Consider the following 12,213-nt stretch of genomic DNA (forward strand, 5'->3'; position numbering starts at 1 on the left):
ATGGGCGATCTAAGCAAGCGGATCAATGAGGTCGTAATCGGGGTACTCATTGGGTTCGATGGTGGGGTTCCCTTGGTAGTTTTTGCAAGCAATCCCAAGGATACTGCGCTAGCTTCGCGCAGCCTTGCGGAACTTACACCCACAATGGTAGGCGCCGAAGTTGCACTCCTATTTGAAGATGGAAATCCTGAGCGTCCGCTGATCGTCGGCCGTATTGTTGAGCCCACCCGCAAGTCTCCGGCGCCGCAGATCGTGCGGGACGGCGAAAGCGTAAAGATCGTGGGGCAAGAGCGGATCGAACTTCGCTGCGGAAAGGCAACCATCATTATGGAGAAGGATGGTCGTATCACTATTCGGGGAACCTATTTGACCAGCCACGCCAGCGCTACAAATCGCATCCGTGGTGGTTCGGTTAATCTGAACTGATGGCCGCTCCTATACTTACCGAAGTCGTTCGGCAGCACGCCGAAATGGCGGCTTTTCTGTGGACCGTCTACGACTATCATGAGCAGCATCCCAACGAAAATCCCGACATGGACGAAGAACGGCTGCATCGCTTGATAGAACGTCTCGAAGCACATCTTGATGGCCTACGGGTCGCCGGTGCGGTTGGGCTAAAGATATCGCAAGAACGCTATGCCGAATACGCGGAAGCCGGAGAACTGTTCGTGATACGTATGCTGAGCAGTCGGACAGACATCCGCATCACCGACCTCGATTTGCCAAAAGTGCGCGCCTACCTCAATTTGATGTTGGGTTAAGATGCCCGGCCGAATTCTCCGCGGCGCATGCCATTCAGAGTTCGAAAATTTCCAGATTTTCAGAAATCACTCAGCTGAAGTATTAGCTCCCGGCCCGCCCCCAGAGTTCCGCCGGGATCTGGATTGTTTCCCAAACGTCGTTTTGGTGCCGCGCTAGCCCATGGTAGTCGAAATACCAAATTGTGTCGCCCACCATTTCGAAACTGTTCGGATCATCAAGACGCCCTGGGAGCTCGATCGTTCTGACCAGGCCGAATGTCCGGTCAAGAACGAAGATTGCGCTCTCGCCAAGTATATAAATTGCATCATTCGTGACTCGTACTTTGTGGAAAGATTCCATCAAACCGTTGATCGACCTATCTTCGGCCCCATCGTCTACCGATCCCGATAGGATCGTCCCCCCGTTTCCAACGCAAATGAATCCATTTCCGCCAAACGACGCCACGTCGTTCAAGTTCCTGTCGTTAGGCGTCTCGATCGATATCCATTTCCCTTCTTTCTGACCGTACAGGCACCCACGAGCCAGTTGCACAACTTTTATTATCTCTCGCCGCAGCTTGAGGTAGCGGCTATTCGGCCCCTCGGCTTTTACCTTGGTGAGAAGTTCTTCTTCCTCTTTGGTAGGCGAACTGTATTTTACGTCCATCTGACCGCAGACGATAACGTTCCCGTTCCTCGTCAGCGCAATCCCCAAGAAGGCACAATCATTCTGATTGAGCTGTTGCGCGCTGCAGATTCTGGTCCATTGAGCTTTTTGCTCTCTTCTGTAGACCTGCGAACCGTTCCCGCTCGCATAAAGAACTCCGTCGAGGTTTCGGATTGATCTCATTGATCCCATACCCTCTGCATCATCGCTTAGAACACCGGCTCCGGGTATTTTTTCTCGCGGTATGTCAGCATTGAGGACATAGACATTGCCCTCATTGCTCATAGCGATGAATATCTTTTTGCCGGCTTCATTCGTGAGGTCAGTGATCGATACGATTGTCCGCGGGATGTCGACAAACCCCCATCGGCGTTCAGACAATTCGTTGAACAAAAGAACCGCACTGAACGGCTCGACGTCTTCCAATTCTCCTACGGAAATCGCTGCGTAGGTTTCCGAGATCGCGTGCGCGGCCCAAATGCGCCTGTCGTCAGCCATGTTTCACCGCCTCTCTAAACAAGCATTGCCGCCTTTGCGGCATCGTTCGGTAGGGTATTGGAAGTTCTTCCGATCTGCCCGGGCGGAAATCTGTCCGCCTGCTCGTCAACTTTTTCTTTTGCTTTCTTTATGCAATCATCTGTCGAGCCGTCGTCGCGCTTCAGCGTATCAAGAGAGTCTTGGCAAGACGCATGAATGTCCGCCATATCGGCGGTATTGTAGCTGCTTTTCAGTTTGGCCGCTTCAAGCTTCTTGCCAGTCAGGTTTTTGATCGACGCCTGGCCCAGATCCTTCAACTTGCCGCGTTCTGATTCGTGAATACTGTCGTGAGCCCCCCCCTTGAGGCAGATGCACACGCCTTCGCCTAATGAAGGTGCGTTGTCGACCCTTGTTTCGGCGCCCTGCCCGGCCGCACGCGACAGTGTTCGAAACACTTTGTCCGGCACGATGTGATGTGCCTCACCTTTTGCATCGTTGCAGGCCTCCTTGATCTCATCATACGTGCCAATAAGGCAATCCTTACCGCTGAGAAGGTGCGCGTAGGCCGCGCCAATTTTCGGGAAAGGCGGTGTCTGCCCTTGCGGTGACGCATGGTTGTTTGTTGAAATGTCGGTGAAACGATTGACCGGTTCGCCGTCAGCTTTGACATTTCCTGACCAGGCGACCGCATATTCCTTACCGGTATTCACCGACGTGATGACGCCCTTTTTTGCGGCGCAGCCAGCCTCAGTTCCGCTGGTCTTTGTGTAGTATGATTTGTTCTTCTGGGTGATCGTCTCACCACCGATCTTGACCGTGCCAGTACCGCTATCGGTGTCGGAATCAAGACCGAAGGACGGGTAAGGAACAGGGACTCCAGGGGGCGTAGCGGGATTTTCCGGCGGCGTGAAGCAAACATCAGGAAATGCTGCGATTACCTTGTTGGACTGCGCTTTGCACGCGACCTCAAGCCCATTTGCATAGACAGTCATCAGACCGGCCCGGCAAGGACCGCCGCCCCGCAGTCGCCGGCATCGTTGGACGCTTCGACAAGTACTGGATTGCCTGCGGCATAGCCCTTCCGCGCCGCCGTCCAGGCCATGCCGATCATCAACGGGACAACGGCTGCCCCAACGTTTCCAAGGGACTCGCTCGGCGACCAGATGTCCTGGAATTCGTGACGGCCACGTAGCAGACGCAAGCTCGCCAACGCCGACTGCTTGAACCAGTACTGCTCGCCGACAAGGTCCGCGATACGGTAACCTAGTCGGTTCATGTCAATGCCGGTCTCTTCAAAGGCAGTGCGATAGGCGGCAGTCATGCCGTCACCTCGTAGCGGCAAATCGGCAGCATTGTAGATAGATGCCGTTTCATGTGAGAGGCCGAGTCCGAAAAGGCGAAAGCCTCCGCGCTCGGAGCGGCAGCACAATATCGCGGCTGCCGCTTCGCCTGGGATGAAGCCGTTTGGATTGTCGGGTGTCAATAAGCGGTTTTGATCAAAATAGTGTGCGACCGTCGACGGGGTAAGATAGTTGTCGACGCCTGCTATCATCACGTATGGAACTTCGCTGGCGGCGATTAGCCGGCGAGCGTAGTCAAGTGCGACGTGGCCGGAGGGACGACCATATGAAACAATGCGCGAACGGGTATGGGGCTCGATTTCAACAATTTTGCCTATCCGGCGCAGCAGCGAGGCGTTGTCACGCACAGGTCGACCACGCCGATTCTCCTCAGGCAGGCAAAGAATGAGCGCGGTTCGGTCGCGCGCCTGAGGGACTGGCTCAAGGGCCTCGCAAATTGCTCCTGCGGCGAGGTGTGCAATACGTCTTTCGCCGATCCATCCACGTGGCAGTGGTATGGGTGCGCCGATCAGCCATTCGCCACCAGGCCCGGAGAAACGCGTCTCCTGAAAACCGTCAAGTCGCGCGCGCATTGCTGCGCAGGCAGACGGCGCGTCGAGCCCTACGGCAGTCACCATGCCGATCGAGGCAATGTCAATTGCGGCGCTCATGCGTCTTCGACCTCTTCCTCTGGCGCGGTCCCATTGGCGCGGACATAGGCGCGTCCGGTTGCGCGCGCCCGCAGCATGGATTGCGTCGGCGGCCCGACCCAGCATTCGTTGAAATCGAGGATCGTGCGCTGGATCCGCTGCGAGACACGCCAAACCAACGAGAAACGCCGATTCTCAGGATCGAACAGGATCGTGTCTGGCAGCAGCTCGCCCTCGAAAGCTTTGTCGCCGCCTTTGAACAGCGTGATCGGCAGCGGAGTCGCCGGCATGCGGAAGCTTTCCCTGCCGGCCGGGGTCAGGTTGATCAGCTGCACATCCTCGCCGCCTCTTGGATGGTCGATTTGCTGGTCTGGCGGCGCCATCTGGAAATAGCGCTCGTCGAAATCCGGCGGCAGGAACGGAAAAATATTGTCGATCCAATTCTGGTCGTAAGTGCCGCCATATTCGATGCGTCCCGGCCAGCCGCGGCCCATCGGACCAAAGCTCATCGGCTTGTAGTCGCCGAACGGGGTGCGGATATCCTCGCCAACAGCTTGCGTGTTCGGCAGCCGCAAGCCGGGAATGAGCCGTTGATTCCTGGTCCGCGACCAGCCGGTTCCAACCGGGTTGTATTTGTAGCTGGCGGGAAGCTTGTCCTCCGGATCCAGCCTGTCGACGCCACCCCAGGCAACGTCATAGGAGATGGGAAGTTTCAGGAAGGGTTGCGGCGAAGTGGTGGTAAACACCGGGCCGATGGAGCGCCATTCGCGGTGGCCGACGACCTCGAACAGTTTCGACCAATTGCCAACCTTGATGCCGACCGGCACGCGCTCGGCTGGACGCCCGCCTGGCGCATAGGCACAGCCATTCGCGATGACATCGCAGCGCGGCTTGCGGAAGGCGAAGTCTGTCTCCCACAGCGTCGCCGAATAGCCGGGCACGCCGATCTGGGTGTCGGCCATGACCAGCGGCACTTGTTCCGCCGACTTGCGCACAGGCCCGCCCGGCTCCGTAGGGAAATCGTAAGTGCCCTTGACGACAACGACGATGTACTCACGGGCTTCCTTGTCCATGCCCATGGTGAATTCATGCGCAAAGCCGGTCTGGTTCCAGATCTGCATCAGCTGATCTCCCAGCTAGCCGCAAAGATCTGTTCCAGCGTCGCTTGTGGCGATTGCGGGTCGATGTCGAAAAGGTCCGAACGGGCGGTCCACATCACCAGATCACTGATGACCTCTTCGCCTGGCTCGACAGGCGGCACGGGCAGGGCGCCCAGCGCGGCATCCAGCTCGTCGGGAGTCAGCTCGCCATGTTGGGCGGCGATGGCAGCCTCTTCGATGCCGGCAAACCACGCCTCAGCGTCGGCTAGCTGAACGGGCACTTCGGCAAGCGGCGCGACGATGGTCAAAGGGAATTGTCTGCCAACTCTGTCGGCACTCTGCACAATGATGCCTGCCGAAGCACCGAAGGAAGCCGGGCCAGCCAGGAAGCGCAGCGCGGTTGTGCTTGGCCAAAATTCCAAGCCGATCAGCGGGACGAGATGCTGCACCAGCCAGCGGTCCCAGACGCGCACAAAGTCCCCCGGCAGGCGCCGCGTGACGAAATCGCCGGTGGCGGGCATTTTTCCGTAAAAGCCGGGCAGGCTCATATCTGCGGTGGACATGTGAACTTCTTGAACATTTCCAAATTGTAGGGGTTTTCGACGCTGGCGGCCTTGAGTTCGAAATCGGCGTACATGCCTTTCGTGCCCAGGCGCAGGCTGTAGACATCGGTCAGCGAAGTGCCGGCGAAGCGGCCGCTGCGCAGCATCCTCAGCCACGCCCAGCTGCCGGTCTCGTTGAGCAGGATTTCGGGCGATCCGTCGATCGGCTGGAAGGCGAGCGAAATGACCCCGGTGCCGTCCTTGCCGGGCCACGTCATTGGTTGCGGCCGCGTCGCGTTGTTGTAGTAGACGAGGCTCTGGCCATCGAGATTGAGCGTGACACGCGTGACGTTGGGAGACAGGTCCTTCGGTTCGAGCGTGAAGCTCATCACCGGTCCCGTACCACCAGGAAAGAGATCGTCGCGGATGTGCCTGGCCTGCTCGAACGCCGCCAGCGCCGCAGGATCGAGGCCGAAATCGGCGCGCCATTTCCATGGTTGGCTGGTCGTGTCGACATAGTTGATCAGGTGGTCGTTGATGAAACCGTCGATCATCCCGGCCGGTCCGAACAGGCGGGCGAAATCACGCACATTGACGTCCACCGCGCTCTCGGCGCTGAACGGATAGCGGTCGGTCAGCGCGGCCTGGCAGAAGGGCAGTATGTCGGCCCGCCAGATGGCGTTGAGCTCCGACGTGACCGCCTTCTGGGTCAAATTGCTGGTGTCACCGGCAATCCCGCCCAGCCAGGTGTTGATGGGGTCGGGCAGGATCTGCGCCTGCCTGGCGACCGCACCTGTCAGTTCGGCAAGGCCGCCCTGCTTCTTGATGGCATCCTGCGGATTGGGGTTCGCGGTGACCGTCTGCAGCACGTTGGAAAGCGCGGTCAGTGCGACAACGGCGGCATCCAGTGCCGGCGGCTGGCCGTCGACCTCGGCGATGGTGCTCTTGAGTGGTTTGAAATGTTCGGCCACCAGATTGCCGGTCAGGTCCACCTCGCTGGCCGACCCGGCGCGGGGAAGCAGTTTCGCACCGCTCGTTGCCAGCTTGCCGAGCTTGCCAAGCTTGCCGAGCAGTTTCGAGGCGCCCTTGGTGGCCGCCTTGTTGTCTGCAGGCTCCTCGTCGGAGCGCGTCAACTCGGTCTCCTGAACGACCGCCGTGAGCAGCCGCTTCAGCGCCGAATCGGCGCTCGAGAGGTCCTTCAGATTCTCGCCGGCGACATTGAGATCGGTCAGTGGTGCCAGCCTCATGTCGCGCAGGAAGCTGTCCCATTGCGCGATATAGTCGTCGTAGTAGAGCTTCAGAATATCCTCGGACAGCGCCGAGACCGAGGTTTCCGAGTTTTCCGAGCAGCCGCCGGCGAAAACGGCGCGATCGAGCGCCGCCTGGGCGGCGACATCGTCGATGCGGTCGAGAATGACGTCGTGGAAGCCGGAATAGGTGAAGGCTCCGGAAACGCCGACGCGAAGTGTCTTGGCGGAACGCCGCGCAAACACCTTGCCGCCGTTGGGGCCGGCGAAATTGGCCGGGATCCACTCCTTCAGCCCGGCCACTGCCGGATCGGCCAGCAACTGCTTGTAGGCACGCGCCGGCAGTGAAATCGTGCACACCGTTTTCAACGCTTCGGCAACCAGCGCCTGGTCGGGCGCGATATAGCTTTCGTCGACCGTCATGCGGCGGATGGCGGCAAGCTGATGCTCTTCGGCATCGGCGGTCGGAAATGGTGCCGCGGCGGCGAATTCGGGCAAGCTGTTGACCCACCAGTTCTGGGCGAAATCGGGATCCATCTGCGACAGACCCGTCATCATGCGATAGGTCTTCAGCGCCCCGAGCATGAAATCCGGATCGCGGATCTGCCGCCACATGGTCGCCTCGAGCAGTGCGACCATGCGTGGCTCGAGGACGTTGCGCAGGGCGTGGTCGTAGGTGTCGGTCTGTGCCCGCACCATTTCCGCCGAGGCCGATGGCCCCAGCAGGTCCTGGGCGGCGCCCGGCGGTGCTGTCCGGGCACTTGCGACCGCGTCCATCGCACCGAGCGCGCCGTCCATGGCAGGCTGCTCCACCGATGCCGGGGTTGCGGCAACAGAGGTCAGCGGCGCTTGCAGGGCTTCGAACTGGCCTGCCTGGGCCGAGATCGCATTGCGGTTGTCGTAGTAGGACCAGGTGAACACCGCACTGGCCACCAAGCCCGCCACGGCACATGCAGCCGCGGCACCCCGCCAGATCCAGGCGCGGCGGCGTTGCGCCAGCGGGTCGAACGTACCGAGGCCCGCTTCCTTGAAGATCACTTCGGTGAGCAGGTTCTTCAGGAAGAAGCTGCGTTTCTCGACCCGTGGCGCGGGCAGTGCCCGCCGCGGCGGTAGGCCGAAGGAAGAAGACAGCGCCGCGGTCAGCCGGTCGATGGGCGCCCCTTCCTGCGTCGCCGATGTCAGATAGAGCCCGCGCAGCCAGGCGACCTCTTCGTACCGGCTTTCGCCGAACATCGCCTCGACCAGCACCTGGATCGGTTCGGACAGGCTTGCCAGTTGGGCGGGAAACCTGAAGATCTCGGCACGGGCGGCGAGTTTGTCCTCATCCTCCAGGCGCGGCACCAGCCGCCGCTCGAGTTCCGTCGCCAGCGTCGAAATCTCTCGTTCGATGGTCTTGGCATCCACGCGCGCATCCAGCGCGAAGGTCGTTCCCCATACCTGCTCGCGCGAGGCGGTGGACAAGCCGCCGAAGAAAGCCTCGAAACCCTTGATCAGATCGGCCTTGGTCAGCATCAGATAGACCGGAAGGCGGATTTCGAGGCGGTCGTTGAGCTCGGCCAACCGACGGCGGATCTTGCGGCCGTGCGCCTTGATGGCGTCGTCACCCTCCGAAAGCACGTCGATCGAAAGCGCGACGATCACGCCGTTGAGCGCACGGCGGCCCCGGTGTTTCTTCAACAGGTCGAGGAAGCCCAGCCATTCCGCCGCGTCCACGTCGGGCTGGCTCTCCTGCTGGACATAGCGGCCGGCGGTGTCGATCAGAACCGCGTTTTCGGAAAAGAACCAGTCGCAATTGCGCGTGCCGCCGACCCCCTGCAGGTCGTCGGTGAGGTCGATCGGAAAATTCAGCCCGGACTGCCGCAAGGCGGTGGTCTTGCCGGTGGCCGGCGGCCCGACGATCACATACCACGGCATCTCGCGCAGAAACTTGCGCCCGCCCAGCTTGCGGCGCTTCAGTTCGGCCATCACCTCGGCGAACTTGGCACCCACGGCGGCGACGTTCTCTTCGCCCGGGCTGAGCGGCTTTTCCACTGCTGGCGCGGCAATCTCGGCGACAAACATGCGGTTGGCGCGGATCGCCCGGCGCTGGGCGACGATCAGCCAGATCAGCCAGAAGATGACCAGCAGCGCGATGATGACGATGCGCACATTTTCGGAGGCGAACGGCTCGTAGGGACCGACCCTGACGATCGGACCGAACACCCAGATGACCAGGGAAAGCAGCGTGATGCCGATCAGCGTCCACAGCCAGCGCGATGTCAGAACTGCCCACAGGAAGCGCAGGATGAACATCTCACAGCCTCTTTTCGACGAGCACCTCGATGCGGCGGTTCAAGGCCCGCCCCTCGCGCGTGCTGTCGGTGGCCACTGGATCGGTGGCTGCGCGGCCCTCGGAGCGGACGCGATCCTGCGGCACTCCGTTCTGAACCAGCATGTCGGCAATCGTCTGGGCGCGAGCCTCGGACAGTCGCTGGTTGGTCGACAGTGGATTGGTCTTCTGTAGGGGAACGCTGTCCGTATGACCGATCACCGTGATCTTTCCGATGAGCTCCTGATTGGCGAGGATCACCTTGGCGATCGATCCGATCAGGGGCTCGAAGCCCTCGGTCAGCTGTGGCCGCGACGACTGGAACAGTTCGGGGTTGGAGGCCTGGATGATCAGCTTGGCCACCGAAACGCTCTCGGTGCCGCTGAGGGCGGATTTCAGCTCGGCCGGCGCCCCGGCCTGAAACTCCGGCAACAGCGCAAAATCCACCTTCTCCGGTGGTGGGGCATCGACCTTGGGCGACGTGCGGGTGATGTCGCCGCGCGCGGGCGGCGGCAGCGCGCGAACAAGTGCGGAAAGCTCGACCGCCTGGCTGCTCAGTCCCGTCGAGAGCCCGACATGGACTGCCGTGGCGACGACCGCCGCACCGAGCGCCATGACCCAGATCGGAACGATGAAGCGCTGCGGCTCGTCTGATGCGATCACGCCCTTCCAGTTTGGCGACAAGGGCGCGCCTTCGGCGTCGACATCGCGCAAGAAGCGTGCCGCCGCCACGCGAACGGCATTGATCGAGCGGTCGCCTGACCGGATTGCCACACGATATTTGCCACGGAAGCCAAGCGCCAGGCAGTGATACTGCAGCTCCAGCAATTCGCGATCCCGGTTCGGATGGCGCTCGAGTTCATCGAGACGTGTGAAGAACTGCGTTCCGGCATCGACATCGCCGCGCAGCGTGACCACGAGCGGCTGCCGTGGCCAGGCGCTGGCCCCGCCCCATGGCGTGTTGAGGGCCAGGTCGTCGAGCAGCGCCGCCACGGCCCAGGCTGCCTGGTCGGCCCGTTCCATTGAGGATCCCGCCGTCATTGCCGTGTCGCGGGCCCGCACCAGTTCTTCGAGCAACCGGGTACGCAACGCTTCCGGATTGTCCGGCGCCAGCGCGCTTTCAAGCTCGGGAGCGAACTCGAGCAACGGCGCGAATGCGTTGACGAGCGCGTTTGGGTGGGTGCGGGATCGCTTTACAACCGCGCCCGGCAGGAGTGGCGCCATGGGCCGCGGCATCGGCGCGCCGGTCAATCGAATGCGAGTGCGTTCGCGATCCTCCGACAGCCCGAAGGGATCATCGCGGCTCATCATCTCACCTGTTCACCGAATAGCAGTCCACCTGCGGCTCGCTTGGCAACACGCCCGAAACGCCGATGACGAAGCCGGGAGCATCGAGCAGCGACGCCCAGTACTCGCTTTTCTGGTCCAGCTCGAGGCATAGCCGATCGCCATCGTAAGGGATTTCGCGCGGCTGCGAATGAAGCGGTTTCAGCGGAATGCCGGGCAAGCGCGATTTCCACAGGCCCTCGAACTGGTCGGCCGAGCCGACGGTCGCCTGGTTGACGAAAATCTTGCGCAGCGCGTCCTCCGACAGCTCCGAACCGACCCGGATGACGATCCGGCTGGCCACCAGCAGCTTCGGGTTGTCGATGCGGATTTTCCAGACATTGGTCGAATGCCGCATGACAGGCAGCGCACGCGATTTCGGCTCGATGTAACGCAGGCTGAGGATGAGCGAGCGCAGCGCATCCGCCAGCGCCGAATAGGCGGGGCCGGGGGCCATGTGATCGTAGGCGGGCAACTCGCCCAGCCGCCGTGCGCTCGATCCGTAAGTAGCCATCGAACCGGCAAGCCCGGCAAGTTCCAGGTAAAGCTCGGCCGGATGGAAGACATCCTGGGCCAGTATGTGGGCCAGCCGCGGGCGCGCCGCATTGGCGAGATTGAGCATCAGCAGATCTTCAACGCTGCGCCCAGGCCCACCCATGACCATCTTGCCATGCGCCTCGGCGATCTGGTCGAGACCGGCGACAACCTCCAGCAACAATTGCCGATACCAGGCCACCGCGCCGGTAATCAGTGTCGGTGGCAGGAAGGTCTCGTCCAGGGAGACGCCGCCATCGGCTCGAACGCCCTTGAGGTCGGCTATCGGCAAGGCCGTGTAGCCACCGACCGACTTGCCGGGTGCAAGCAACAGCGCCTGCGGGCGGGCGATCTCGATTTCTTCAGGGTCTGAACCGCCCTGGACGGCGTCCCGCACCGATACAATCCGCCCGTGATATCGTGCCCCTGAGGCGGCGGCATGCGCCGGATCGAAGCCGACACCGCCGGCAGGCTCCAGCGGCAAGGCGACCAGCACCGGTCCGGCGCCAGTGTCCGGGGTCACCGGCAGCGGTCGCGGCGCGTCCATCATGTCTGGAATGGAAAAAGGCGTTCCGTCCGGGAAGATGCCCCGTGCGGACAGGATCGAAATCTGGCCGGCGTCCAGCAATGCCTGGTCCAGCGTCAGCTGTTGAAAGCCGAACGTATGCAGTTGCCCGGCCTGCAATGCGCCGCGCACCGTCGCCTCGAAGAAGCGATCCTGCTGTTGGAAATGCTGGGTCCGCAGGAAAAGCCCCTCGGACCATAGCACCCTGTTTGCATCGCTCATGCCGCTGCTCTCTGCATTGAGCTCCCCTTGCCCTGGCCGCTAGGCGGAAATGCCGCCGCTGCCTAGCGTGACATTGATCGTGAATTTCGATCCCGGCGACACTGACTTGGTTGTCCGCCAGTTCCTGCCGCCGGGCTCGCGGATCAGTGCTACGAAGCCCAGCGCCGTCGCGTCCGGCTCGACGGTGATGGTTTTGGATGCGGATTTCCCCGGCCCGACAGCAATCTGGTCGGACCCGATAAGATCGCCCGCCAGCGCCGTTCCGGCATCCCCCTGCAGTGCAAAATAGTCGGCGGAATTGAATTTGCCGGCGCTTTTCAGCCGCATCACGAGAACCGTCACCGGCCGGTCGCCGCCACCTGGTCCTGGGTTCATGCCGGCCCCGCCGGTCACGTTGACGGTGATCACCGATGGTTTTGGCGGACCACTCTGGCAAGCCGCGAGCAGCCCCGTCGCGCCCAGGGCAACGACAAATTCACGTCGATCGATCATCTC

At 61.5% G+C, this 12,213-nt stretch carries 11 protein-coding genes; 2 read left to right on the top strand and 9 right to left on the bottom strand.

The window, feature by feature from the left end:
- On the top strand, positions 1–426 hold the full coding sequence (locus tag AC0ZT5_RS00540; protein WP_488494828.1) for a DUF6484 domain-containing protein: 426 nt from the start codon (positions 1–3) through the stop codon (positions 424–426).
- Positions 423–761, top strand: a complete 339-nt coding sequence (locus AC0ZT5_RS00545) for a hypothetical protein (protein WP_488495261.1) — start codon at positions 423–425, stop codon at positions 759–761. The genes AC0ZT5_RS00540 and AC0ZT5_RS00545 overlap by 4 nt, the downstream gene beginning before the upstream one ends.
- An 82-nt stretch (positions 762–843) precedes the next feature.
- On the opposite strand, the gene AC0ZT5_RS00550 is transcribed toward AC0ZT5_RS00545, so the two are convergent.
- From AC0ZT5_RS00550 to tssJ, 9 genes are read right to left on the bottom strand one after another with little or no spacing between them, the layout of a single operon-like run.
- Positions 844–1,905, bottom strand: coding sequence for a hypothetical protein (locus tag AC0ZT5_RS00550; protein ID WP_488494829.1), 1,062 nt, complete (start codon positions 1,903–1,905; stop codon positions 844–846).
- Between the two features lie 14 nt (positions 1,906–1,919).
- Complete coding sequence (locus tag AC0ZT5_RS00555) at positions 1,920–2,876, bottom strand: DUF4150 domain-containing protein (protein WP_488494830.1); 957 nt, start codon at positions 2,874–2,876, stop codon at positions 1,920–1,922.
- Complete coding sequence (locus AC0ZT5_RS00560; protein ID WP_488494831.1) at positions 2,876–3,895, bottom strand: 3-oxoacyl-ACP synthase; 1,020 nt, start codon at positions 3,893–3,895, stop codon at positions 2,876–2,878. Before AC0ZT5_RS00560 ends, AC0ZT5_RS00555 begins: the two co-directional genes overlap by 1 nt.
- Positions 3,892–4,995 (bottom strand): DUF2169 family type VI secretion system accessory protein, encoded by a 1,104-nt coding sequence (locus AC0ZT5_RS00565; RefSeq protein ID WP_488494832.1) that lies wholly within the window; start codon positions 4,993–4,995, stop codon positions 3,892–3,894. The genes AC0ZT5_RS00560 and AC0ZT5_RS00565 overlap by 4 nt, the downstream gene beginning before the upstream one ends.
- Positions 4,995–5,537: a type VI secretion system-associated protein TagF gene (gene tagF / locus AC0ZT5_RS00570; RefSeq protein ID WP_488494833.1), complete on the bottom strand. Its 543-nt coding sequence runs from the start codon at positions 5,535–5,537 to the stop codon at positions 4,995–4,997. The genes AC0ZT5_RS00565 and tagF overlap by 1 nt, the downstream gene beginning before the upstream one ends.
- Positions 5,519–9,055 (bottom strand): type VI secretion system membrane subunit TssM, encoded by a 3,537-nt coding sequence (tssM, locus tag AC0ZT5_RS00575; RefSeq protein WP_488494834.1) that lies wholly within the window; start codon positions 9,053–9,055, stop codon positions 5,519–5,521. Before tssM ends, tagF begins: the two co-directional genes overlap by 19 nt.
- A gap of 1 nt (position 9,056) precedes the next feature.
- Positions 9,057–10,379, bottom strand: a complete 1,323-nt coding sequence (gene icmH / locus AC0ZT5_RS00580; protein WP_488494835.1) for a type IVB secretion system protein IcmH/DotU — start codon at positions 10,377–10,379, stop codon at positions 9,057–9,059.
- A gap of 4 nt (positions 10,380–10,383) precedes the next feature.
- Positions 10,384–11,718, bottom strand: a complete 1,335-nt coding sequence (gene tssK / locus AC0ZT5_RS00585; protein ID WP_488494836.1) for a type VI secretion system baseplate subunit TssK — start codon at positions 11,716–11,718, stop codon at positions 10,384–10,386.
- 39 nt (positions 11,719–11,757) lie between these two features.
- On the bottom strand, positions 11,758–12,210 hold the full coding sequence (gene tssJ / locus AC0ZT5_RS00590; RefSeq protein WP_184871654.1) for a type VI secretion system lipoprotein TssJ: 453 nt from the start codon (positions 12,208–12,210) through the stop codon (positions 11,758–11,760).
- Positions 12,211–12,213: the final 3 nt, after the last annotated feature.

The organism is Mesorhizobium sp. CNPSo 4670 (genome assembly GCF_057784235.1).

Bases quoted from the DNA above. Each gene is read 5' to 3' on its own strand.
- AC0ZT5_RS00540 (WP_488494828.1), top strand. From the start codon at position 1: ATGGGCGATCTAAGCAAGCGGATCAATGAGGTCGTAATCGGGGTACTC.
- AC0ZT5_RS00550 (WP_488494829.1), bottom strand. From the start codon at position 1,905: ATGGCTGACGACAGGCGCATTTGGGCCGCGCACGCGATCTCGGAAACC.
- AC0ZT5_RS00555 (WP_488494830.1), bottom strand. From the start codon at position 2,876: ATGACTGTCTATGCAAATGGGCTTGAGGTCGCGTGCAAAGCGCAGTCC.
- AC0ZT5_RS00560 (WP_488494831.1), bottom strand. From the start codon at position 3,895: ATGAGCGCCGCAATTGACATTGCCTCGATCGGCATGGTGACTGCCGTA.
- AC0ZT5_RS00565 (WP_488494832.1), bottom strand. From the start codon at position 4,995: ATGCAGATCTGGAACCAGACCGGCTTTGCGCATGAATTCACCATGGGC.
- tagF (WP_488494833.1), bottom strand. From the start codon at position 5,537: ATGTCCACCGCAGATATGAGCCTGCCCGGCTTTTACGGAAAAATGCCC.
- tssM (WP_488494834.1), bottom strand. From the start codon at position 9,055: ATGTTCATCCTGCGCTTCCTGTGGGCAGTTCTGACATCGCGCTGGCTG.
- icmH (WP_488494835.1), bottom strand. From the start codon at position 10,379: ATGAGCCGCGATGATCCCTTCGGGCTGTCGGAGGATCGCGAACGCACT.
- tssK (WP_488494836.1), bottom strand. From the start codon at position 11,718: ATGAGCGATGCAAACAGGGTGCTATGGTCCGAGGGGCTTTTCCTGCGG.
- tssJ (WP_184871654.1), bottom strand. From the start codon at position 12,210: ATGATCGATCGACGTGAATTTGTCGTTGCCCTGGGCGCGACGGGGCTG.